23 protein-coding genes and 3 pseudogenes are annotated in these 25,271 nt (G+C 31.1%); 16 read left to right on the top strand and 10 right to left on the bottom strand.

Features of this window, described 5'->3' with window-relative positions; translation table 11 throughout:
- Window positions 1-16: 16 nt before the first annotated feature.
- From LB888_RS02195 to LB888_RS02145, 10 genes and pseudogenes are all read left to right on the top strand, one after another.
- On the top strand, window positions 17-1,144 hold the full coding sequence (locus LB888_RS02195; RefSeq protein WP_318753433.1) for a glycosyltransferase family 4 protein: 1,128 nt from the start codon (window positions 17-19) through the stop codon (window positions 1,142-1,144).
- A 21-nt stretch (window positions 1,145-1,165) separates the two neighbouring features.
- Window positions 1,166-1,711 (top strand): glycosyltransferase, encoded by a 546-nt coding sequence (locus LB888_RS02190; RefSeq protein WP_318753432.1) that lies wholly within the window; start codon window positions 1,166-1,168, stop codon window positions 1,709-1,711.
- Window positions 1,708-2,216: pseudogene (locus LB888_RS12135) on the top strand (glycosyltransferase). Before LB888_RS02190 ends, LB888_RS12135 begins: the two are co-directional and overlap by 4 nt.
- A gap of 4 nt (window positions 2,217-2,220) precedes the next feature.
- Window positions 2,221-3,144, top strand: a complete 924-nt coding sequence (locus LB888_RS02180; RefSeq protein WP_318753431.1) for a glycosyltransferase — start codon at window positions 2,221-2,223, stop codon at window positions 3,142-3,144.
- Window positions 3,145-3,154: 10 nt separating this feature from the next.
- Window positions 3,155-4,198 (top strand): EpsG family protein, encoded by a 1,044-nt coding sequence (locus LB888_RS02175; RefSeq protein ID WP_318753430.1) that lies wholly within the window; start codon window positions 3,155-3,157, stop codon window positions 4,196-4,198.
- Window positions 4,199-4,215: 17 nt separating this feature from the next.
- On the top strand, window positions 4,216-5,094 hold the full coding sequence (gene rfbA / locus LB888_RS02170) for a glucose-1-phosphate thymidylyltransferase RfbA (protein ID WP_318753429.1): 879 nt from the start codon (window positions 4,216-4,218) through the stop codon (window positions 5,092-5,094).
- Window positions 5,084-5,656: a dTDP-4-dehydrorhamnose 3,5-epimerase gene (gene rfbC / locus LB888_RS02165; protein WP_318753428.1), complete on the top strand. Its 573-nt coding sequence runs from the start codon at window positions 5,084-5,086 to the stop codon at window positions 5,654-5,656. The genes rfbA and rfbC overlap by 11 nt, the downstream gene beginning before the upstream one ends.
- A 10-nt stretch (window positions 5,657-5,666) precedes the next feature.
- On the top strand, window positions 5,667-6,695 hold the full coding sequence (rfbB, locus tag LB888_RS02160) for a dTDP-glucose 4,6-dehydratase (protein ID WP_318753427.1): 1,029 nt from the start codon (window positions 5,667-5,669) through the stop codon (window positions 6,693-6,695).
- Window positions 6,696-6,719: 24 nt separating this feature from the next.
- Window positions 6,720-7,568, top strand: coding sequence for a dTDP-4-dehydrorhamnose reductase (rfbD, locus tag LB888_RS02155; RefSeq protein ID WP_318753426.1), 849 nt, complete (start codon window positions 6,720-6,722; stop codon window positions 7,566-7,568).
- A pseudogene (locus LB888_RS02145) lies at window positions 7,552-8,969 on the top strand (lipopolysaccharide biosynthesis protein). Before rfbD ends, LB888_RS02145 begins: the two are co-directional and overlap by 17 nt.
- A 177-nt stretch (window positions 8,970-9,146) precedes the next feature.
- Here the strand turns inward: LB888_RS02145 and LB888_RS12130 are convergent.
- From LB888_RS12130 to LB888_RS02115, 7 genes and pseudogenes are all read right to left on the bottom strand, one after another.
- The gene (locus tag LB888_RS12130) at window positions 9,147-9,662 is read right to left on the bottom strand and encodes a transposase (protein WP_412928168.1); all 516 of its coding nucleotides are present in this window, start codon (window positions 9,660-9,662) and stop codon (window positions 9,147-9,149) included.
- A gap of 32 nt (window positions 9,663-9,694) precedes the next feature.
- Complete coding sequence (locus LB888_RS12125; RefSeq protein WP_412928166.1) at window positions 9,695-10,429, bottom strand: transposase; 735 nt, start codon at window positions 10,427-10,429, stop codon at window positions 9,695-9,697.
- Window positions 10,430-10,559: 130 nt separating this feature from the next.
- Window positions 10,560-11,138, bottom strand: a complete 579-nt coding sequence (locus LB888_RS02135) for a YdcF family protein (protein WP_318753423.1) — start codon at window positions 11,136-11,138, stop codon at window positions 10,560-10,562.
- A gap of 90 nt (window positions 11,139-11,228) precedes the next feature.
- Window positions 11,229-11,456: a hypothetical protein gene (locus tag LB888_RS02130; protein WP_318753422.1), complete on the bottom strand. Its 228-nt coding sequence runs from the start codon at window positions 11,454-11,456 to the stop codon at window positions 11,229-11,231.
- A 75-nt stretch (window positions 11,457-11,531) separates the two neighbouring features.
- A pseudogene (locus LB888_RS02125) lies at window positions 11,532-12,866 on the bottom strand (PrpR N-terminal domain-containing protein); the annotation flags it as partial.
- A 639-nt stretch (window positions 12,867-13,505) separates the two neighbouring features.
- Window positions 13,506-14,258 carry a copper homeostasis protein CutC gene (locus LB888_RS02120; protein ID WP_318753421.1) on the bottom strand — a complete coding sequence of 251 codons (753 nt, stop codon included), beginning with the start codon at window positions 14,256-14,258 and terminating at the stop codon, window positions 13,506-13,508.
- 2 nt (window positions 14,259-14,260) lie between these two features.
- Window positions 14,261-15,145 (bottom strand): ROK family protein, encoded by an 885-nt coding sequence (locus tag LB888_RS02115; protein ID WP_318753420.1) that lies wholly within the window; start codon window positions 15,143-15,145, stop codon window positions 14,261-14,263.
- Between the two features lie 198 nt (window positions 15,146-15,343).
- On the opposite strand from LB888_RS02115, the gene LB888_RS02110 reads away from it, so the two are divergent.
- A complete protein-coding gene (locus tag LB888_RS02110) occupies window positions 15,344-16,324 on the top strand; it encodes a N(4)-(beta-N-acetylglucosaminyl)-L-asparaginase (RefSeq protein WP_318753419.1) in 981 nt (326 codons plus the stop codon).
- Entirely contained in the window at window positions 16,311-17,447 is a 1,137-nt protein-coding gene (locus tag LB888_RS02105; protein WP_318753418.1) for a M20/M25/M40 family metallo-hydrolase, read from the top strand. The genes LB888_RS02110 and LB888_RS02105 overlap by 14 nt, the downstream gene beginning before the upstream one ends.
- Window positions 17,448-17,498: 51 nt before the next feature.
- On the opposite strand, the gene LB888_RS02100 is transcribed toward LB888_RS02105, so the two are convergent.
- The 3 genes from LB888_RS02100 to LB888_RS02090 form a co-directional block, all read right to left on the bottom strand.
- Complete coding sequence (locus LB888_RS02100; protein WP_318753417.1) at window positions 17,499-19,697, bottom strand: AraC family transcriptional regulator; 2,199 nt, start codon at window positions 19,695-19,697, stop codon at window positions 17,499-17,501.
- 76 nt (window positions 19,698-19,773) lie between these two features.
- On the bottom strand, window positions 19,774-20,313 hold the full coding sequence (locus LB888_RS02095) for a DUF624 domain-containing protein (protein ID WP_318753416.1): 540 nt from the start codon (window positions 20,311-20,313) through the stop codon (window positions 19,774-19,776).
- A 3-nt stretch (window positions 20,314-20,316) separates the two neighbouring features.
- Window positions 20,317-20,802 carry a hypothetical protein gene (locus tag LB888_RS02090; RefSeq protein WP_318753415.1) on the bottom strand — a complete coding sequence of 162 codons (486 nt, stop codon included), beginning with the start codon at window positions 20,800-20,802 and terminating at the stop codon, window positions 20,317-20,319.
- A gap of 151 nt (window positions 20,803-20,953) precedes the next feature.
- On the opposite strand from LB888_RS02090, the gene LB888_RS02085 reads away from it, so the two are divergent.
- The 4 genes from LB888_RS02085 to LB888_RS02070 all read left to right on the top strand — a co-directional run bounded on the left by LB888_RS02085 (window position 20,954) and on the right by LB888_RS02070 (window position 25,266).
- Window positions 20,954-21,895, top strand: coding sequence for an ABC transporter permease (locus LB888_RS02085; RefSeq protein WP_318753414.1), 942 nt, complete (start codon window positions 20,954-20,956; stop codon window positions 21,893-21,895).
- A gap of 15 nt (window positions 21,896-21,910) precedes the next feature.
- Window positions 21,911-22,825 (top strand): carbohydrate ABC transporter permease, encoded by a 915-nt coding sequence (locus tag LB888_RS02080; protein WP_318753413.1) that lies wholly within the window; start codon window positions 21,911-21,913, stop codon window positions 22,823-22,825.
- Between the two features lie 3 nt (window positions 22,826-22,828).
- A complete protein-coding gene (locus tag LB888_RS02075; RefSeq protein ID WP_318753412.1) occupies window positions 22,829-23,833 on the top strand; it encodes a family 20 glycosylhydrolase in 1,005 nt (334 codons plus the stop codon).
- Window positions 23,834-23,919: 86 nt separating this feature from the next.
- A complete protein-coding gene (locus LB888_RS02070) occupies window positions 23,920-25,266 on the top strand; it encodes an alpha-L-fucosidase (RefSeq protein WP_318753411.1) in 1,347 nt (448 codons plus the stop codon).
- Window positions 25,267-25,271: the final 5 nt, after the last annotated feature.

Raw genomic sequence — 25,271 nt, 5'->3', positions numbered from 1 at the left:
AGGAAGGTGATATGGATTGAAAAGGGTTTTATATGTTGTAACTATTTTACCAACAGCTAAAGCATTTTTATTGCCACATATGAATATGTTAAAAGAAAAGGGCTATAAAGTTGATTTAGCCGGTAATAGTAATAGTATCCCTATTAGTAATGAAATCAATAAAGTTGTAGATAACGTATACGATGTGAAATTTTCTAGAAAACCAATCTCAAGAACTAATCTTATATCGCTATTTCAAATGCGAAAGATTATTAAAGAAAATAATTACGATATTGTACATGTACACACACCAGTAGCATCTTTTTTTACTCGTCTAGCTACAGTTTTCTTGAATTGTAGAGTATATTATACAGCACATGGTTTCCATTTTTTCAAAGGTTCACCAATAAAAAATTGGATGACATATTTTGTTGCTGAATATTTGTTATCTTATGTTACAGATATTACGTTTACAATGAATAGGGAAGATTATAAAGTAGCAACAAAATATTTTCAGAATAGAAATAATAAAGTTTACAATACAAATGGCGTAGGAGTTAATCTGAGTAAATTTGTACCAATTTCTAACGAATTAAAGAAAAAGAAAAGAAATGATATGTTTAATGAAAACAAGTTAAATGTAAAATTGGATGATATTATATTTACTTATGTTGGTGAACTTTCAAATAGAAAAAATCAAATGTATCTATTGGAATCGTTAAAAGATGGGATACCAAATAATATTAAATTTTTCTTGATTGGAGATGGAAAAAACAAAAATGAATTATCAAACAAAATTAATGATTATGGTTTAAATAATAATGTCTTTCTACTTGGAAGAAAAGAAAATATCCCTGATTGGTTTGGAATTTCTGATTTTGGATTTTCGATCTCTAAACAAGAAGGGCTTCCAGTAAATATTATGGAGGCTATGGCTGTTGGCCTTCCAATTTTAGCATCAAATGTAAGAGGAAATAATGATTTGGTGCAGGATAGAATTAATGGATATTTGTTTGATTTAAATTCACAAGCTAATTATTTAACTCAGTTAATTAGTGATATTATTAATGATGAAAATCTTTTGGAATATTCACAAAAATCGATAGAATTGATAGAAAAATATAAAATCGATAATATTTTACTTGAACTAGAAAAATATTATTAAAAACTACGTATGGAGGTCAATATGAAAATCGTACATTTCATAAATAGTTTAGGTTCCGGTGGTGCAGAAAAAGTAGTAGTAAATATTACCACAAATTTATCAAGTAAATATAATTTTGAGATAATTACAAAAAATAATGATAACATATATGAATCCGAATTAAAAAAGAAAAATATTTCGGTAATAGATTCCCCAGAACTAAGGGGAAATATTATTAAACATTGTATATTCTTATATAAATATTTCAAAATGAATTTTAAAGAAATATCATTAGTTCATATTCATGCTGGAACGATAAATTATTTTTTACCATTAATATTTGCTGCAATTTTTAAGGTGCCGGTTATAGTTCATAGTCATGGATCTAAATCTTCTTCTTTTTATGGTGCCATAATACACAAGATTTTAAGGATAATAGTTTTTAATTTATTTCGTACTTACAATATTGCATGCTCTAAAGAGGCTGGAAAATGGATGTTCTATAATAAGCATTATAATATAATATATAATGGAATTGATTTAAGAAAATATAAGCACATTCCTGAAAAAAACAGACTAACAAAATAATAATTGGTCATGTAGGTAAATTTTTAGCAGTAAAAAACCATTCTTTTTTAGTAAGATTTTTTAATTTTTTAGTCGAAAATAATTATAATGCTGAGTTACATTTTTATGGCGAAGGTCCAATGGAAAAAGAAGTAAAAGAAATGGCAATTTCATATAATATTTATGATAAAGTATTTTTCCACGGTTTAAAAAAAATATTAACGAAATTTATAATGAATTTGATTGTTTTATCTTTCCATCATTCCATGAAGGACTGCCACTTGTTTTAATCGAAGCACAAGCTGTAGGAATTCCATGCTTAATTTCAAATAAAATTGATACTTCAATCATTGTAAACGAAAATGTAATGAACTTTGACCTAAAAGAGAATTTTATAGAAGTTGAAAAAAAATTAATTTGTTTGATAAATTTTGGAAGGATTCAATCTAATTTGGAAAAATCAAAATTTGATATTAATATTATGTTAGATTCAATTGAGTGTTTATATAAGGAGATAATTGGGTGAAATTATGAAAAAAGTTTTAGTTATTTTATCTGCATATAAAGGCGAAAAATATATTGAAGAGCAAATTAATAGCATCCTAAGTCAAAAATATGTGGAGGTAGATTTATATATAAGAGATGATGGATCAAATTCTGAATATAATAATATTATATCGAAATTCAATAAATTATATCCAAAATCTGTTATATTTTTAGAAAAAGGAGAAAACTTAAAACCTGCAAAGAGTTTTATGACTGCTTTATCAAATTCATATAACGAAATTTATGAATACTTTTTATTTGCTGACCAGGATGATATTTGGTTACCAGATAAAATTTATGAGGGAATAAAATTTATAGAAGAAAATTCTAAAAAAAGTAATGCTAATATTTTATATTTTTCTTCATCAACATTGATTGATAATAACTTAAATTCTATTGGAGAAAATATTGTGACTAGAGTATTTTCATTTTCAGAATCCCTGATAAGAAACAATGTTCAAGGAGCGACAATTATAATGAATAATAATTTTGTTCATTATATTAATAATCATAAATTTGACGTTATGATGATGCATGATATGTGGATACATCAAGTTGCGCAGGCAATAGAAGCCGAAATATTTGTAGATGAAAGAAGTTTTTTACTGTATCGACAACATGAAAATAATGTTTTAGGGATGAACACTTCTATTTTCACAAAAATAAAATCTAAACTAGCGTTCATACTTCGAGGAAACAATAATCTCAGAAGAAGGATGGCCAAAAATTTACTAGATGAATACGGAAATGAAATCAGTCAAGAAAAATTGGATCTATTAGAGCTAATAGTAAGTGAAGAAGTTTTTTATAAAAAACTAATTAAATTATTAAAAATAGGAGAAATATGGCAAGGAACCATTTTTCAGAATTTTAGTTTTTTTCTAGATATTATTTTTAATAGATTTTGAGGAGATTGAAATGAAATTATACCCATTTAGAATAATACTAACGTTTATTTTAATGATAATTATTTACGTTTATTTTGCTGGAAATACTTATAATGCAGATTATAATTTTTATAAGCTAGTTTATAATTCAATCACTATCTATGGAAATGGTTCAAGCCTATATAATAGATTTGAACCAGGTTTCATGCTAATTTATAGATTACTAGCATTTTTTCATTTAGAATATCAGCAAGTTATTTCAATAATTTGCATATTTGGTTTAGCGTTGATGTTTTATACAGTGAAAAAATTTACTAACAATATATTACCATTTTTTGTCTTATATTCCATATATCCATTATTTCTAGACATTGTTCAGGTTAGAAATTTTTTATCAATGTGTATTCTATTTTTTGGCTTAAATTTTTACATAAGTGAAAAAAAATCAAAATACTTATGGAGTTTATTTTTTGTTATTATAGCGACAACCATACATTATTCTGAAATTTTTTATATTTTTATTCCATTTTTATTAATGATACCTGTGAATAAGTTAGAAAAAAACTTTCCAGTTATTTTAGGAATTGGATTTTTCTCATATCCTATTGTCTACTACATAATGAGTAAATTTTTAAACAACACAGTATATTATTCTTATATTATTCAGAATAATGTTACTATAGAAAATGCTTCTTTTATTTTATTTACTGTTTTTAGTCAAATTATTTTTTCAAAAATATTTTTTGAAAGAGTTACCTCTAGATACCCTATTGGAAGTAAACAAATTATTTTATCAGAGTTTTCGTATAAATTATCAATAATAATGGTACTTTTAATTCCTTTATTTTTAATGAATATTAATTTCACAAGATTATCTAGAAATACTCTTATTTATTCTTATTTATCATATTGTATAGGGTCAAAACCCTATATATACTCATTGAATAAAAAAAATATGTTTTCTACAATTCTGCTCTTTTCCTTGGTATTTTTATATTTTTATTTTAATATCTACTATTTAAATTTCGAGGGAGTTTATGATTCAATAATAAATAATAATTATTTTTTTAATTAATGAAACGAGGTATTAATATGAAGGGTATAATTCTAGCAGGTGGAAGTGGTACAAGACTTTATCCATTAACAAAAGCAGTTTCTAAGCAACTAATGCCTGTTTATGATAAACCAATGATTTATTATCCAATGTCTATTCTAATGTTAGCTGGGATAAAGGACATTCTAATTATTTCTACACCGACTGACACACCAAGATTTGAACAACTTTTTGGTGATGGATATGAATTAGGAATAAATATTAAATACAAAGTCCAAGAAAGTCCTGATGGATTAGCGCAAGCGTTTATTTTAGGTGAAGAGTTCATAGGCGATGATTCCGTTTGTTTAATATTAGGCGATAACATTTACTACGGTGGCGGACTATCAAAGATGTTACAAAGAGCAGCTCAAACTAAAAAAGGAGCTACGATTTTCGGTTATCATGTTAATGATCCCGAAAGATTTGGTGTCGTTGAGTTTGATGATAATATGAAGGTTGTTTCTATAGAAGAAAAGCCAAATGCTCCAAAATCAAACTATGCAGTTACTGGCCTATATTTCTACGATAATGAAGTAGTTGAAATCGCAAAAAAATTAAAACCTTCAGCTAGGGGAGAATTGGAAATTACTGACGTAAATAAAGCATATTTAGAAAAAGGAACATTAAATGTCGAATTATTAGGACGTGGGTTCGCCTGGCTTGATACAGGGACTCATGAGTCATTACTTGAGGCAGGTACATTTATAGAAACTATCGAAAAACGACAAAATTTAAAAGTAGCTTGTTTAGAAGAAATAGCTTTTAGAATGGGCTATATATCTAAAGAGCAATTAGTTAAGCTAGCACAACCATTGAAGAAGAATGAGTACGGTCAATATTTACTACGATTAGCAGGTGAAAAAGTTGATAATTAAAGAAACGAGTTTAGTTGATGCAAAAATTATTGAAACTACAATTTTTGGAGATCATAGAGGATTCTTTACAGAAAGCTTTTCAAAAAAAGATTTTGAAAAGTTAGGTTTAAACTATAATTTTATTCAAGATAACCATTCTTTATCAGTTGAACCAGGAGTTTTAAGAGGTCTTCATTTTCAAAAAGGAGATAATGCTCAAACTAAATTAATTAGAGTTGTTTCAGGGGTAGTTTGGGATGTAATCGTTGATATTAGAAAGAATAGTCCAACCTTTGGTAAGTGGGAAGGCTTTATTTTAAGTGAGTATAATCAAAGACAACTTTTAGTTCCAAGAGGATTTGCACATGGCTTTGTTACTTTGACTCCTAATGTAAATTTTCTTTATAAATGTGATAACTATTATAATGCAGATGCTGATGCTGGAATCGCTTTTGATGATCCTAAATTAGCGATATCTTGGCCTATTGATATTAATAAGGCTATTCTTTCTGAAAAAGATAAAAATCATCCAACATTAGAAGAATATTCATCTTTGAATGATTTTGAATATGGAAAAATATAGGAGGAAAGTTATGAAGAATATCATTGTAACAGGTGGAGCTGGATTTATCGGTTCGAATTTTGTTCATTATGTAATAAATACTCAACCGGACGTTTTTGTTACAGTCTTAGATAAATTAACTTATGCTGGGAATGAAGAAAATTTAATTGGTTTACCTGACGATAGATTTAGATTAGTTGTAGGAGATATTTCAGACTCAAATTTAGTGGATAAATTAGTAAGTGAAGCAGATGCCGTTGTACATTATGCTGCTGAGTCACACAATGACAATTCTTTAATTGATCCATCGCCTTTTATACAAACTAATTTAATTGGTACCTATGTTCTGTTAGAAGCATGTAGAAAATATAATGTAAGGTTTCATCATGTCTCAACAGATGAAGTCTATGGTGACTTACCTTTAAGAGAAGATTTACCTGGTAAAGGAGAAGGAAAAGGAGAAAAGTTCACTCATGAGACACCTTACAATCCTTCCAGTCCTTATTCTTCAACCAAAGCAGGTTCTGACTTATTAGTTAAAGCCTGGGTAAGATCATTTGGTTTAAAAGCAACACTATCTAATTGTTCCAATAATTATGGACCATATCAACATATAGAAAAATTTATTCCTAGACAAATAACAAACATTTTATCTGGAATAAAACCAAAACTTTATGGAGATGGGAAAAATGTACGTGATTGGATTCATACTAATGATCATTCTTCTGCTGTTTGGACAATTTTAACTAAAGGTAAAATTGGTGAAACATATTTAATTGGTTCTGACGGAGAAAAAAATAACAAAGAGGTCATCGAGTTAATTCTAAAATTAATGGGTAAATCGCCATCGGATTACGAACATGTTATTGATAGACCGGGACATGATTTAAGATATGCAATCGACTCTACACGATTAAAAGAAGAGTTAGGTTGGGAACCTGAGTTTACCAATTTTGAAGAAGGTTTGAAAGATACTATACAATGGTATAAGAATAACGAAAAATGGTGGAAGAAGGATAAAGAAGCTGTTGAATTAAAATATTCTAAAAGCGGCCAATAGATTATATAGTTTGGAGAGTAAATTATGATATTAGTAACGGGTGGTTATGGACAACTTGGAACAGAATTAAGATTATTATTAGACGAAAGAAAAATTCCATATTTAGCTACTGATTCTAATGAATTAGATATTACTGATAAAGAAGCAGTTGAAAAATTTTTAACTAAGCATAAGCCAAATTTTATTATGCATTGTGCAGCATATACGGCAGTAGACAAAGCGGAGGATGAAGGTAAAGAAGCCTGTTTCCAAGTGAACGTAGAGGGTACGCAAAACATTGCGAAAGCTGCTAGTAAAATTGGAGCAACGGTAATTTATATTAGCACAGATTATGTTTTTGATGGGAAATTTGTAGGTGAATTATCTGAGGAGCATTCTGTGAATCCTATCAGTGTATATGGAGAAACTAAGTATAAAGGTGAACAGGCAATTAGAGATAATTTAGATAATTTTTATATTGTAAGAACGTCATGGGTATTTGGCAAATACGGGCACAATTTTGTTTATACTATGTTAAAATTAGCAGAACAATGTGATAAATTATCTATAGTTAATGATCAAACAGGGAGACCAACCTGGACAAGAACATTAGCAGAATTCTTGTTGCATTTATATAGGAACACACCAGAATATGGAGTTTACCATTTATCGAATGATGGTGCGTGTACTTGGTATGATTTTGCTTGTGAGATTTTAAAAGATAAAGACCTTCAAATTGAACCAGTGACATCGGAGCAATTTATACAAAAAGCATCTAGACCTAAATATTCAGTAATGAGTCTTGAAAAAGCTAAGTCGACTGACTTCTTTATTCCAACATGGCAAGAAGCTTTGAAGAGAATGAAGGAGGAATTAGGTGAAAATGAATTTTAAAGAGTTACTTACAAATTTTTCTTTTGTAATAATATCTAATTTGACGAATTTATTGATTTCATCCTTAGCAATTTTAATCATCCCGAAGGTAATTGGGGTAAGAGAGTATGGATATTGGCAATTATATGCTTTTTATATTAGTTATGCTGGTTTCTTTCATCTTGGCTGGCCAGATGGTATATATTTGAGATATGGTGGGGTCGAATATGAAAATTTAGATAAAGATTATTTTTTTAAGCAAATTATACTTTATAATATATATCTGTTTATTGTAACTGGATTTGTGCTTCTTTTTGTGAATTTAAATAATTTTGATACAGATAAAAGTTTTATTTATTATATGGCAAGTTGTAATATTATTTTGCTTAATATAAGAGTATTTTTTGTTCTTCTATTACAAGCGACAAACGAAATAAAAAAAGTTCTCTAATTGTAATTATAGATCGAATTATTTATGTGATCTTAATGGTAATATTATTATCTTTTGGAACTAAAAATTATAAGTCAATGATCATTTCAGATATTATTGCAAAAATATCAGCAGTATTATATTCTTACTGGGTTTGCAGAGACTTTATTAAAGGTGATTTTAAGCTAAGTAAAACAAATTTATCAGAAGTTATTGTTAATATTTCTGTAGGAATAAATTTAATGCTGTCTAATATCGCGAGTATGTTAATAATTGGAGTAGTCCGATTTGGTATTGAGAAACAGTGGAGTATTGAGGTTTTTGGGAAAGTATCTTTGACATTAAGTATTTCAAATTTACTTATGCTTTTTGTTAATGCTGTAGGGGTTGTTATTTTTCCTGTATTAAAAAAAGCAAAAGAGGATTCTTTACCAATCTTATATTCAAACTTACGAAATGTATTGATGATGATACTATTGCTTATGCTTATTTTATACTACCCAATAATTTATATTTTAGCTCGTTGGCTACCAAATTATAGTGAAAGTTTATCGTTTATGGTTTTAGTTTTTCCAATGGCAATATTTGAAGGGAAAATGGCATTACTTGTAAACACTTATATGAAGGCTCTAAGAATGGAAAAAACTATTTTTAAAGTTAATATTTTTACTTTATTGATAAGTGTAATTTCTACATTTATTTTTACTGTTTATTTCAAAAATTTGGAATTAACAGTTTTAAGCATTGTATTCTTGTTAGCAGTTAGATGTTTTTTTGCAGAATATATTCTATCAAAGATATTAGTTATTAAAGTTATGAAGGATATTTTGTTAGAAACAATTCTTACAATAATATTTGTCTTATCTGGCTGGTTTATTGGAGGAATTGAATCATTCTTATTGTATTTATGTGCATATTGTTTGTATTTAGTCATTAAAGGAAAGGACTTATCCTATCTAATTGAATCTACAACTCTTTTTAAAAATAATTAAAACGGATAATATTTGAAATTTTTGGTTAAAGAAATATTTATTTGCTTAATATGGGCTCTTTGACAATTTTTGTTGGTCATAAAATTTTATAGACTCTACAACTTTTTGTGTAGACCCACAATAAATAGGGCATTTCTTTTTCGAATGTTCGTAATCGATTTACATTTTATTGTTAAATTAGTCTCTTAATATCCAGTTATCTTTATTAATAACATACATCATTCTGTTTCGACAACGTTCGAAGGAATGCATTCCTTTAGCGTTTCGAATCATATCCTTTATCGTTCCATTAGATGCTTCTGTAAAAGCATTTGATATTCGTATGCCGTCTATCCTAGTAAATGAGTTACAAATTTCTATTTTCCACCTTGTTAGTAATTTACCAAATTGCACTAATTCAGGAATGCCTGATTTAAGAAAATTATTGATATAATAATCAATTTCGAGTAACTTTCTTTCAGGTAAGTCATCGTAAGAATTAAAAAGAATGTATTCATCTACTAAACGATAAGCTTTTTCTAAATCAGGATGAATTTGAAGTATCAGTTCGAATAACTGAGCCTTATTGATATAGCGTTTTAATTTACGGTTGTATTGGGGCTTATTATGAAAACTACTTTTTCGATCAAAGAGTAGAAATTTCCAGTTTTTTAGTAGATAATATTCAATAGAATCGGAATGGTATTGGTTCATAATCAGTACTCTGATTTTGTCTAAGCTATCATTTAAGTTTTGATCACGTGGAAGGAATCAATACAAATGATAGCTTTTTTAAAATGTATCCTTGCGATATCATAATAGGTATGATACATAACCATACAAATGTATTGGACTTTCTCTTTTTCTTTCTCATTTAAATGATAAAAATAACGATGAAGATCCGTTTTCTTTCTAGAAGAGATGACTTCAATTAATCGTTTTCTCTCAAAATCATATAGGACACTCAAATAATTAGAGCTAATATTTAAGCTGGGAATATAGACTTCGTCAAAACATAAAACTGAAAGTAAATTGAATTTATACGGATGATAATATTTATCAAAGTACCGTTTTACAGTTGTTTCTGAGACAGAAAAATGTTCGGCAGTCGACTTAAACGTTTCGTTTGGCTTCTTCAGGTTTTCCATAATACTGTCGATTGTTGAATGCGGAATAGCGAAATTTCGAGGCGTAAGCCCGATACTATTCGAGAAAGAATCGTGACATTCTTGACACTTAAAACGTTTAATCTTAAGCAGAACGATCTTGATGTTACTATGATTAAAAGGTAAACGATACTTCTTTTTATAGTACCCCTTACTGTGAAGATGGGAGGAACAACAATAAGGACACTTTTGAATCTTACTATCCAATGAACATGAAAGGGTTGTTTTATCTATCTCGACGACTTCACCAGTATCTTGTAAAGATAAATTTAGTAGTTGCGACAGAATATATTTAATATCATCGATTTTTTCCATAATAATAACCACCTACTGATAATACGAACATTTGATCATTGTCAGTTTAGGAGGTTATTTAACAATAGTCTATTCAAAACACAACATATGGTGAGGAACTTTACTTCCCACTGCCAGTTGTTATTCTATTTTATATATCAACATAATAATACAATCCAAACCAATATCCCCAATATTTGTATATTTCGCGTAATGCCCATTTTCTATTATTTTTATTGGTTAAATAGGAATTTTTATAATCTGATTGTTTTGGATATGCAGATATATAAATAAATTTCAGGTCTTTGTTACGTTTTGCCCGTTCAAAGGTCATTTTGGTTCTTCTAGTGTGAAAATCACTGGTTACCACTATAGCAGTTTTCCAACCATGTTGCTCCATTATTTTTATTGATTCTGTGGCATTTGTCCAAGTAGACGTTGCCACTGGTTCAGCAATTATATTATCGGGATTCACGATATCATCATTGACAGGGGGACGAGCATTTTTTTGATTTTGAGTAATGGGCGAAACTATCACTTTGTTAGAGGTACTGTAACCTTGTTCTAAAAGTTCTTTTGCTTTGGCCTCACGGTATAATTGTCCACCAGCAACAATAATAACATCTGATTTTTCCGGAGATTCGCCAATATCTAAGGTGAAGAATAAAATAAATGAGGAAATAATCATCGTGATTAAGAACGCTATAAAACTTGCTTTAATTAATTTCATATTGCCTCCTTATTTTCTTTTCATTTATCTTATTATAATTGATGGATGATTACAAATTTATTTTATTCGCCTAGAATATGGGTGATACCATTATTTTTGATGGTTGCGCTCTTCTTTATCCAAATAACGATAAATTTTACTCCGACTAATTTTTAGCTCAGTTGCTGTTTCTTTAATACTTCCTTGATTTTCTTCAATTTTATAGCGAATAATCTCTTCAATATATTCTTCTAAGCTAGGGTGATTATAAGATATCACTTTGGTTATTAAATCTTCTCGCATAGGGTGTTTTAATAATTGGTTAAATGCGAATTTCACTTCAGTTTTATTGATGACGCCACTTTTGGTATTGACGACCAGATATTTAATGATACTGGTTAACTCACCATAATTTTATGGAAATTGATAATCTTTTAAAGTATTAATCGCTTCTGTTGTATAAGTACTCACTATCCCTTCGTGTATCGAATTCAAATCAAGTATAAAAATATCAATAATCTCTTCAAAATTTTCTTGTTGCCCTGATAGTGGCTCCATATAGATTCTATAACCTGAATTCCAGTCACTGTGAAGTTTGGGATGATTGGCATTGAGTTCATATATCGCAATCATCGGTAACTGGTGTTTATTATGGCTCATTATTATTTGCGTTTGTGCATGGTCTAGTTGTTCAACGTGTCTCAAGATGATTATGATATTTTCTTGTTTTAATATTTCTGGCCATAACTCCCAAAAAAGTTTATCGATATAGCGACAATCAATTTGATAGATAAGTTGATTAGAAAGCTGACTTGCTAAAAGATTAGCCAGTCTTGATTTTAAAGTGTATTGTTCACCATAAATAACAACGGCTGAATAATGAGTAAACAATTTATTAATATCAAGATTACGACTCTTTTCTTGGACTGTTGAATAAAAGAAATCATTTTGAATTTGATCGTTCAGTGCTTCTATTATTAAAGCTTTAATAGCCGTATGCTTAATCGATGGGTATAGTGGAAGTTTCTCAAATTGATATAAATTAAAAAACGAATCCTTCCAAGTAATCATATTACAGATTACTTGATAACGATTGTTAGCTTCATCAATAATAGTAGGTTGTTCTTCGCTTAAATGTTTTAGTTGTTTCTGTAATTGTTCTCTTTCTAAGTAAGGAAAATGAGAAATAAGAATACGATTTTGTTGGTCAGTGATAGCATATTTCATAGATAATTTTTGAGTTAGTTGATTTTGAATATGTGCTTGTAATAGCGACTGCTTGATGGGCATCACGATATTTATGATTTCGCGATATTTCGATTGGATGGTGGTTTCATCTAGTGTATTGGAGATTTGCTTGACTGGGTATAATTTCAAAATTGAATAAAGGGCAGGACTACAGATGTAATATTGATATTGGTTCAGAATTGAACGTGACATATCTTCTTGAAAATTAGTTAAGGATTTGGTTACGATGGTGGGGTATTCGACATTTAGATGTTGGCATAAATCCGGGCATAACTCAATGAATGCTGTCTCACCGACGATCAGTGTCTTATTATGGTATTGGTTCATGGTAGTGAGAATTCTTAATAGTTCAAGAGGATTATTTTCCACTTTGACGACGGGAAGAGTGGTATATTGCCGAATGTCCGTTAATGGATAACCATAACTTAAGACTGCATCAAAATTTTGTTGATGTTGTTCGAGATATTGGAATGCTTTATTCGGCTTGTCAGTTAGAATTGTTAATTGAAGATTGTGAAAATCCTTGGCTCAGTGCTTGAATTTATCAACTAAATAGTAGTCAGAAGTGATAATAAGAAGATTGACTTTCATAACAAACCTCCGTGTCTCATGTTAAGACATTTTATCACAGTTTATTAAGAAATTCATAAGTTTGTCGCTTAAAAATTTTAAATTTTATGAAAATGAAAATGAATTCAAAAAACATGGGTTTTCGTGCCTCAAGATGAGACACGGTGAAAATTTATGAAAGCGAAATTCGAAGATTTTGCCTAATGTTTTGACAAAAAAGTCAAATGAAAGCTTTTCATGACATCTGTGTGTATTTGTGAAAATAGACTAGTTGCAAAGATGGAAATAAGGATGATTGTGAAAAATGAAAATGGAAGGAATAAAATAATAAAACATGAGTTTAAAAGACAAATAATCAATAAAGGTGAAAAAGTGGGTTGTAAAATATGTAAGGAAAGAATAAACAGCAAATGAGAGTGAAAAAAGCAAAACGTAAAAAATAAAAATAGATGGTGGTGAAAAAATATAGAGTGGAAGATTACAAAAGACAAACTAAAAATATAATAGTGTAAAGATCATTTTGTAATGAAAAAACCTCTAGCAACTTTTGAAGACTACCACAAAAGTATACTAGAGAATAAATCCTTCTTTTGTAACAATTCGCACCAATTCTCGTACTTTTTCTTCCGAAACCACGTCATAGGCCAGTGGAGATGGATTATCGGTATAAGCATAACTGACACCGTGATTTTCAGTTGTAGGGTCTAGGTGCCAATCTTTACAAGAAGAGTGAATATTGGTGATGCCGGTTGTTTGCATTAACTCTACGGCATTCTTCTCATTGACACCACTTCCCATTAAGAAAGTAACTTGTGCTCCGTATTGTGCTTGTATCGATGCGAGTCGTTCAACTGCTTGCGGCGCTTTTTCTTTTTGCCCACTCGTTAAGATACGGTCGATATTGAGTTTAATTAAGTTTTCAATACTGGCTGCGTAATCATTGACCACATCAATCGCCCGGTGAAAGACCGCTTCTTTTTTATACTGATGAATCAGCTCAATCATCTTTTGAGTGCGAATTGTATCAATAGTCAGATCTGGATTTAGAAAACCAAAAGCAATACCGTCAGCACCATTTTCAAGCAATAATTGACAATCAGCCATCATGACTTCAAATTCTTTCTCACTGTAACAAAAGCCACCACCGCGAGGACGCACCATACAGATAACTTTTAAATCGGTATGACGTTTGGTTAGAGTTAAGCTAGCTAAGCTTGGTGTCAGACCACCGAGTGCCAGAGCAGCATTTAACTCAATTTGTTTGGCCCCACCATTATTGGCGGCTAAAGCATCTTCATAACTTCCGCAACAGATTTCGAGCATGATTATTCTCCTTTATTCTTTCCATAAATATTCAACCAATGTTTACTGGCACCAATCAAATTAGCATTGTTTCCAAAGTGACAACGCGCTATTTTGGGGATTATGACATTTGAAGGGATTTTTTCAATGATTTCTTTTATTTTATTTTCTACTAATGGAATGAGTGCTGGTTCTTCACTAACGCCCCCACCAATTAAAATAACATCAGGATCTAATATATATTGCAAGTTGTAACATTGAACGGCTAATTTTTCAACAAACTCATAGACTACTTGTATAGCTTCTGGATTTCCTTGATGGTATTGATGGAAAATTTCGATTCCGCTCGTATGGTGATTGAATTGATTGACCATTCCTTGTGTAGAGCCGACAATGCTCCAAATTTCCCATTGTTGGTTGGGTTGTTTAAATAAAGAATAACCAAATTCTCCTGCTAACAAGTGATTTCCTTTATATAATTGGTTATTAATCATAATGGCACCACCTATCGAAGTCCCAATAACAATCGATATGACATTTTGATATCCTTTGGCGGCGCCTAACCAATGTTCAGCTAATATTGAACAATTGCCATCATTTTCGACACTAATCGGTAATTTAAATTGATTCATTAATAATTGGGGCATGGTTTTGCCGAAAGCTTCTAAAATCGGATTTCCATCGCCAATGGTTAAGTTTTCTTGACTTGCCAATCCAGTACAGCTAATTGCAATTCCTTTGAAAGGTTTTGTAGCATATATTTCAAGATGATTAAGTAATCTTGATTCAAAGGTTTCTAGTTCATGCATTAATGTTGGAAAGTGAGTTTGGTGTGACACTTGACCTTGTTCATCGACTAATCCTAATTTTACATTGGTTCCCCCAATATCAATTGCTAGTAATTGCATATTTCCCCTCCTTATAAGTCATTATCTTCATTGTATCAAATCATCATAACAGTTAAAATATTTTATTTCATGTAGGATAAGGGAATTACCAAGAGCGTGTTTTCCATATTTTTTATAAATCACATATACACACTAAGTGGGTAGTCTGTTAAGATAAAATTGAGAGCATTGAAATTATTTCCAAGGAGGTTATATTAAATGTGGGGAATGATTGGTACATGGCGGATGTCACTTGAAGGGATTACCAAAGCTAGTTTACAACTAAATCAAGGAATCTCAAGTGCAGATGCTGTGGAAATCGCAATTAAAAAAGTTGAGGATTTTCCTTTCTTTAAATCAGTAGGTTATGGAGGATTACCGAATGAATTAATGGAAGTTGAATTGGATGCCGCTTTTATGGATGGTGATAATTTTGATATTGGGGCAGTGGGTGGCATTACGGATTTTGCTAATCCAATCGCGATTGCACGTTCGTTAAGTCAATACCCTGTAAATAATTTTTTGACTGGTGTTGGTGCTGAACGATACGCTAGTCAGATGGGATTCGAAAGAAAAACAATGTTGACTGAAAGAGCTAAAATTCATTATCATAATCGTTTATTTGATGATAAGCAACAAGAATTAAAGCCTTATATCGGTCATGATACGGTTGGTGTTGTGGGTCTTGATCAAGCTGGAAAATTAGTAGCAGGAACGAGCTCAAGTGGTTTATTTATGAAGAAAAAAGGTCGTTTGGGCGATTCACCGATTATTGGTTCGGGACTTTATGCAGATAGTGAAATTGGTGCTGCAACCGCAACAGGACTAGGAGAAGATTTGATGAAAGGCGTTATTTCATATGAGATTGTAAGGCTTATGGAATCTGGACTCTCCCCACAAGCAGCCTGCGAAACAGCGGTTAACAAAACGATGCAAAAATTGACCCCAAAACGTCAAAAAGTGGGTGATCTATCAGTAGTGGCAATGGATAAATCAGGTAATTGGGGAGCAGCGACTAATATTGACAATTTTTCAATAGTGGTTGCTACGTCAAATTTATCTCCAACAGTTTTTTTAGTGAATAAAATAAATGGTGGACATTGTCAAATAGAGCCGGCAAGTGCAGAGTGGTTAGATGAATATATGAAATCACGTACCGCTCCTCTGGAAAGAAAAGGGAATTTAAATGAATTTAATTGAAGAAAAAATCATTGCGAGATGTAAAGAAATCAGACAAGAGTTAATCACTGCAATTCAACAAATCGTGCAAATACCGAGTATTAAATCCGTTCCTTTAGATGATGCTCCGTATGGTAAAGCGATTAAACAAGCGCTAGAACATACACTTTCCTTAGCAAATTCTTTTGGTTTTGAAACTTATAATATTGAAAATCAAGTGGGATTTGCCCAATGGGGGAATAAGCATGATTATGTTGGAGTGATGGGCCATCTTGATGTAGTAGAAGTAGAGGATGGTTGGTTAGTTCCTCCTTTTAGTGGTAAAATAGTAGAAGATAAAATAATAAGTCGTGGTGTTTTAGATAATAAAGGCCCCATATACACCAACTTATTCGCTTTGAAAGTAGTCAAAGAAATATGTGAAGAGGAAAATATTGACCTACCTCTATCGATTCGTATTATTTTTGGTTGTGATGAAGAAAGCGGGTTTCATGATGTTCCTCATTATTTAACAAATGAACGTCCCCCTAAATACGGCTATACCCCTGATTGTAAGTACCCACCTGTTTACAGTGAACGCGGTCGATTAAGAGTCAAATTAAGTTCATCAATGAGTGATATGGATGTTTTCTCGATAGTATTGACAGATTATTTCTTAGCAGCTAATGATTCAGGAGATCGTTTAGGTATCGCAACGGAACATATAGAATATGGCAAATTAGAGATAAGGGGATTTCAACTAGCTTCTGCGGATAAACTAGTAAGTTTTACCTTTTCAATTAGTTATCCACCGACCATTACGTACGATCAACTGATAAAGAACATTCAACATAAATTATCCAATTACCCGATAATAATCGAAGTCATTTCGAATTGGCAACCCGTAGTCTTTGATAAAACTCATCCTCAGATAAAAATAATGTCACAAAGCTACCAAGATGTCACTAGTATGGATGGAACACCGGTTACAACCACTGGCGGCACCTATGCTAAATTAATCCCGAATATCGTGCCCTTTGGACCTAGTTTTCCTGGACAAAAAGGGATTGCTCATCAACCGAATGAATATTGGGATTTAGATGATATATTTCTTAACCTTGAAATATATGCGCTAACGATGTATCGTCTCGCACAATTAGGATAAAAATAAAACTTTCGACAGGATGGAGTAAATATCATTCTGCCGAAAGTTTTTTTATACTTTATTTTTATATTGAGTTCTATATTGTCCAGGTGTGCAACCAAAAAAAGTTCTAAATTGTCTTGTAAAGTTTGAAGCATCTAAGTAACCCGAGTTACGAATGATATCTTTAATGGTTAATTCAGTTGACACCAGTTGTTCCTTAACATAATTGAAACGCAATTGTTGTACATACTTACTGAAAGTAATCCCAACTTTTTCCTTTAATACTTGGTTAATCGCATTAACTGAAACATTTAAATCATCAGCTAGTTGTTCGATGCTAAAGTCAATATTACGGTAATTAGCTAAAATTTGAGTAATGACTTCGTTATTTTGATCTTGTTCTTTCTTCTCAAGGATAGCTTGCATTTGCTCACAAATATAATTGGCAAAGTCTAATAATGGTTGTTTTGCGTTATAGGGATTAAAATTAGCGCCTAATTGATCATAAATCGATTGGGGAATTTTAATCTGGTGTTCTGTAGCATATTTCATCAAGCAATTAACAATTTCGTATAAGAGTGTTTTTGACATTATTTGATTGGTAGTAGGATTCTTGGCGATTTCAATGATTTCTTCTACTGATGTCTGACAAGTACTAATATTTCCATTTTCGATTGAATTTCTTAATTTAATAAAATTAGTTGAGAAAATGTAATTTGCATCAGTTTCCTCTGTCTGATCACTGATATTAAAAAATAAAATGGATTCAGATTCGCCAAATTTTGTTGAATCCTTTTCAAGTAAATACAAAGTGTCTAAATAGGAAGAGTAGAAATCCTGTATTTGATAACCCGATCTACCTACAAGTAATGAAAAGTTTTCTAATTCTTCTTGTAACATATAGTGATATATCGTTTCACTAATGACAGTTGGATTAATATACTTGGCATCATAATGACAAAAGATTAGTTGATATTGTTTGATAAAGCGTTCATTAACGAGAAAAGCTTCAAAATTTTCTGTTTCAAAAGGAAATATATCATCCAATTCTTCCATTAATTCATTTGAATTGATGATGATAGTAAAATATTTTGATTGATCAAACGTTTTAAGATTCGTCATCATAAATTGTTGATCAGTTTCATTCAAGGTATTCCCTTCTAAAACACTTTTATATAAAGAATTAATATACTGATTTTTTTGTCTTTCTAATTGTAGTGATAATTCATTTTGATTTTCAATCATTAAATCAATATTACTCTGTAAGTGGCGATAGATATTCGTATCATCTGCATGAACGTTTACTTCATTGGGTAAGATTGTTCGTAGACTATCGGCAATATTTTTTACTGGGCGATATTGTCGATTAGTAAAGAACCAAGAAATCCATAAGCCAACAGAACTCAAAGCAACGATTCCAAAATAAAATAGGAATTTTAAACGATTGAGAGGGGCTTTAAATTTGTTTTTATTAATTATAGTTACGATTTTAAAAGGAACCCCTATAGTGTCGTAGCTAATGACGTAATCTTTTTCTGCTGTTAGTGTCTTATAATTTTGGTTAGTCTGATGTTGTTTCGCAAGTTGCAGAGTTTCTTCTGTTATATCTTTAGAGCTATAGAGAAACTCATTTTTATGATTAAGTAGGATGATATCGTGTTCATATTCTGACGAAAAATGTTTTACAAAACGTGGTGAATTAATGAAATATATTACTTTCCCACTTTTATAATTACTCGTTTTTAAATTTGATATAAAAACTAATTGCGGTGTGTTTACTTTTTTGATTAGAAATAAACCATAAGCGTCTGAATTAAGTAAGTGATTAAATTCTGCAAATGAATCTTGATCAATTCTTAATTTTTGATTCATAATCGCATCCGAATCATAGAACCCCTGGGAAGAATAGTAATATTCGTCTCCTAAAGGATAGTAAAGTATCATTTCATCGATATTAGAATTAATGTTAGCATATTGCTTTAATAACTCAGAAGTTTCATTTAATACTGCGCGATTGGTTACATAATAACGAGTTAATTTTGGATGATTGCTAATATTATTTGTCATTTGATTTAAGCTAATAATCGTATCATAAATATTATTCTCAGTTTTGAGTATGCTGTTTTTTTCATATTGTTCTAATTGTTCTTGTGTATTGACAATAAAGTAATGATGTAAAAGGAGCGATAAACAAAAGAAAGGAATAAAGAAGACCAGAATGTACGGCAATAAAAAATAAAATTTTGATTTAAAATTGCGTTTTAACATTAAGAACCTCCATTCATTTGATTTCGCTCGAGTTTTGTCACAGCTTGGTAACTAAACCAAGCAAATGGAAAGATAATTAGCGGAATCGATGCAAAAAAGCTAGAAAAGGGAATAGTGCTAAGACAGCTAAGGCTAATGCTGCACCAATAATTCCCGCAATGAATTCAGGGATTGAACACAGTAAAAGAAAAAATCCTTGTTTAAGATGATTATTTATGGATAAATCATAGCGAATTAGACTAGCAAAACTGTAAATAAAAATGCCGATTAATAGGAATAAAATAAACAGTAAAAAAAGACTTAACCATGGCCAATGTAACACTTTTAAGGTTAATAGAATTTCATAACTAATTAATAAGATAAAGACTAATATAATAAACCCAATTAAATTGGCATGTTTAAAATAAGCTTGCCATTTTTTGGAAAATTGAGTTATTTGGGGATCCTTACCAGTATTAAAAGAATCAAAATATAAATCCCAAATGGTTGCCATGGCAGGAAATATACCTAGTATAACTCCGCCTTTTAAAATATGTATTAAGGCTAAAATATGTAATTTCAAAACCGTCAAAATAAAATTACCTAAATTTACTGTTAATGTTGTTAATTTATTCATCGTCTATTCCTTCGCATAATTAAATTTTGTATTTTCCATCATACTTTCCGCTATTAACCACTGATCATTAACTTTTATAAAAGTCATACCAACTGTAGCTTCATGATTGCGATAATCGGCATCATTGTGATTTTCACTTTGTTGTACGACTCTTAATTTGACTCTTTCAGGGGTTTGTTCAACTACTTCAATTGAAATCAGTTCGATGTGTAAATCATATTTTTCAAAGAAAGTGCGTATTTCTTTTTCGGTTTCCTTTCGAGCAGAGGGAATGAGTGTGTTAATATAGTGATCGCTGTTTTCTTCGTTTGAAGCTTTAATATTACTTTTTAGAGTCGCAACGATGCTTTTGAGTGGTGTTTCGTCAACAATGTGTCCGCTTACGGGAAAATCATCTATTATTATCCTATCACTTTTTAAACTTATTAACAAACGTGGTGCGAATAACAATAATAAAAGTAGTAAGAAGATAAGTAAATATTTTTTCATAAGCCTCTCCTTTCTGCGATAGCTATATTATAAAACATTATGAAAATGGTTACAATAAAACCGATAGAATACACATGATCTTAAAAACCACATATTGATAATACGTTGAAAGCGTTTTAAGATGGTGTTATGAGAAGAAAGGGTGAAATTTATGGAACTATCACAACCAATTCGTCGTGTGAATAAAGAAAAAACGATATGGCAAAAAATTTATCACAGTCGTTATTTATACCTCTTTGCATTTCCTGCGTTTCTATATTTTTTAATCTTTGCGTATTTCCCAATGTATGGGGTTATTATCGCTTTTAAAGATTATATGCCTTCATTAGGTATTTTAGGGAGTCCGTGGGTAGGCTTTAAACATTTTCAAAGATTTTTCAATTCATATTATTTTTGGGACTTAGTTAAAAATACTGTCGGCATTAATGTTTATTCATTAATTGTTGGGTTTCCATTGCCGATTATTTTGGCGCTAGCACTAAATGAAGTTAAAGATGGCTTTGCTAAAAAGTTTGTTCAAACGGCAACCTATGCACCCAATTTTATTTCTGTTGTGGTTATTTCAGGGATGATTATTTCATTCTTGTCACCTTCAACCGGGATTATTAACCATTTCTTAAGTTTTTTAGGATTTGAACGCACTGCATTTTTACAAGATCCACGATGGTTTAAAACTATTTACGTTTTATCTGGTGTTTGGCAATCAACAGGTTGGGGCTCAGTCATTTACTTTGCTGTATTATCTGGTGTAGATGAACAATTACATGAAGCTGCAACGATTGATGGGGCAACTAGATGGCAACGTAATTGGTATATTAATATTCCAACCATTATTCCAACAATGGTTATTTTGTTAATTATGAATTTCGGTTCTTTAATGGCAATGGGCTTTGAGAAAATTATTTTATTACAAAACCCTTTAAATATGGATTCATCCAATGTTATTGCGACTTTTGTTTACAAGCAAGGTTTACTTGATGCACAATACAGCTTTGCCGCTGCGGTTGGCTTATTTAATGCTCTTATTAATATGATTTTACTGGTCATTGTAAACCAAATTGCTAAAAAAGTTAGTCAAACTTCATTATTCTAGAAAGGAGTGGTTTAATTGTTTGGAAAAAAATTGTTATTTAAAGACCGTGTATATTTATTTTTTGTTTATCTTTACTTATTAATTGCTTTAATACTGGTCTTATATCCATTAATTTATATATTGAGTGCTTCTGTCAGTAATCCTTATCATGTGAATTCAGGAGAGATGTGGTTATTTCCAAAAGAATTTACTTGGATGGGGTATGAAGCAATTTTTGAAAACAAACAAATTTGGACAGGGTATAAAAATACTATTATTTATACTTTATTAGGAACTGCAATTAACTTAATGGTCACAATTCCTTGTGCTTATGCATTAGCAAGAAAAGATTTTTTTGGACGCAACTTTCTAATGAATTTTATGATAGTTCCGATGTTTATAAGTGGTGGGATGATCCCAACTTATTTATTAATGCGTAATTTAGGCTTGCTTGATACAATTTGGGCGATGGTCTTACCTGGAGCAGCTTCAATGTATAATATTGTTGTGACTCGGACTTTCTTTGAGACAAATGTACCACGTGAATTAGAGGAAGCAGCGATTATCGATGGTTGTAATGATTTAACAATGTTTATCAAAATTATCTTACCACTATCAATGCCGATTATAGCAGTTATGGGATTGTTTTATGGTGTTGGACACTGGAATAGTTTCTTTGGCGCATTAATTTACTTATCGGACAAAGCAAAATATCCATTACAAATGATTCTAAGAGAAATATTAGTGTTACAAGATCTTTCGTCCACTGGTAGTGCAACTTCAAGTATGATGAACTCATCAATGGCAGAGTTAGCTTATTCAAAACAACAGTTAAGTGAAGTCATTAAATATGGTGTTATGATTGTTTCAACATTACCTATTATTATTGTGTATCCATTTTTACAAAAATACTTTGTAAAAGGGGTTATGGTTGGTTCACTGAAAGGATAAGTAATGAAAAAAATTTTAATGGTCGATACGGGACGTAAATATTTTAATTTCAAAGAGATGATAGCAATCCTTGATATTATGGATAAACATCGCTTTGATACGTTACATTGGCATTTTAGTGATAATGAGGGATTCCGTATTGAATGTGACACTTGTTCTGAAATGGTAGCAGAAAATCATTTATCAAAAGAAGAAGTTAAACTGATTATTAGAGAGGCAAAAGCAAAACAAATTAAAATCTTGCCAGAGCTGGACACTCCAGGTCATTTGAAACCATTGCTAGAAGTACAACCTGAATTACGTCTTAAAGTAGAAAATAGTACTCTTAGTATTCCCAATAATGCACTGGACATTACTAATCCCAAGGCAGTGGAATTGGTGCTTTCATTAATAGATGAATATATCGATTTGTTTAATGAAAGTTCAGGATTCCATATTGGGGTAGATGAATTTATTGATTTTGATCAGATTTCAAAGTATCCAGATTTATATCACGGAGCCATCGAAAAGTATGGCACCCAAGCGAGTGGACTTGAACTTTATATTGAATATGTTAATCAATTAATTGAATTTATTTGCTCAAAAGGTTTGCGCCCTCATGTGTGGAGTGATGGACTTTATCGCTTAAATGATTCTGGTCTGGTAGAAGTAGACCATCGTGCTGTTATTCATTATTGGACACGATGGAACAAGAATATGGCACCTCTTTGTACTTTTATTGAAAAGGGACATCAGTTGGTCAACAGCAATGATAAGTATATGTATTTTGTTTTAGGAGAAAATGCGGGGTATCAATATCCTGTACCTGATAAAATCATCCAAGGTTGGCAACCGTTATTATTTTCAGATGATCAAATATTGCCTTCCGGCCACCAGTCTTTACTAGAAGGAGTTGAGTATTGTATTTGGTGTGATAAACCAGATGCTTTAACTGTGGAGGAAATTTTATTTAGATTGGATCAAAATTTAAATGCAATGAATACTGTTATCTCAAACTATAAGAAATAATATTTATCTTACATATTCTATTTGTAGATACATATTGAATAATTACTGTAAGCGTTTTATGATAAAGTAGTGTAAGGAGGGTGATTATGTCAGACTTAGTTCGTGGCGATATTGTCGAAGGTAAGGAAACAAAAGAATTAGATATGAGTCAGTTTCCAGAATCAAAATGGTTGCCACAAAAATTAGAATGGTTTCAAGATCAAAAACTAGGTTTCTTGATTCATTGGGGATTATATTCGCAAGCTGGTATTGTTGAATCATGGCAATTATCAGAAAAAGATGAATGGGCAAGAGAACCTAAAGCTTGGCGTGAGTCGATTGAACAACTCAAGCTAGACTATTGGAATTTAATTGAAGAATTTAATCCGACTGAATTCAATGCTGATGAATGGATGGCTCTTTTAAGTGACTGTGGATTTAAATATGGCATTGTAACGTCCAAACATCATGATGGCTTCAATTTATTTAATACTTTATATAGTGAATTTAAGGTTTGTGGCAAACAAAGTCCCTGTAAAGTTGATTTATATCGAGAAATCATGACAGCGATTCGTCGTCATCATATGGCTGCCGGAGTATATTATTCAAAAGCAGACTGGTACAGTCCATATTATTGGCTAGATGATGATGAGGTAAAAGGACGTCATGCTAGTTATGATACTGCTCAATATCCTGACATTTGGCAACGATATGTAGATTTTGTTCACCGCCAAATCGAAGAACTAATGACCCACTATGGGAAAATTGATTTACTTTGGCTAGATGCAGGTTGGTGTGGTGAAGGCAAGGAAGATTTACAAATGGATCGATTAGCTGATATTGCTCGTAAAAATCAACCCGAGCTCATTATGGTAAATCGAGCAATGGGTGGTCGTCATGAAAACTATGTTACTCCTGAAAGAAAAATTCCTGACTATCATCAGATACCAACGAAACCGTGGGAAAGTAATGTCCCAATTGGCAACGACTGGGGTTATGTACCAGAGGATACGATCAAATCTGGTGATGAATTGATTAGGACAATGGTTGAAATTGTAAGTAAGGGAGGAAATGTGTTATTTGGAGTTGGACCGACTCCGGAAGGAACTTTACTAGCTGAAGAAGTGCAATCACTGAAACGATTAGGTGATTGGATGAAAATTTACGGTGAAGGAATCTATGGAACACGTGCGCTCAAGCATTATCAACCGAAGGATCTGTATTTTTTAACTCAAAAGGATCATGTTATCAATCTGTTTATCGATAAAGCTAGATGTAATCAAAAAATGGCACTCGACGTTTTGTTACCTAGTGAATTAGTCTCTTTAGTACAAGATGTTCAAAGCTTTTCAGATGGAAAAACAATTGAATGGGATGCCCATCATATTACAATACCGGATGATGAAAAGCAATTTCCAATTTATGGCTGTAAAATTATATTAAATAAAAAATAAGGAGA

Origin of the sequence: Globicatella sp. PHS-GS-PNBC-21-1553, assembly GCF_033564055.1 — a bacterium.
Taxonomy (GTDB): domain Bacteria; phylum Bacillota; class Bacilli; order Lactobacillales; family Aerococcaceae; genus Globicatella; species Globicatella sulfidifaciens.
Note: the sequence above shows the minus strand (reverse complement) of the source record. Positions and strands in the feature narration are given on the sequence as shown.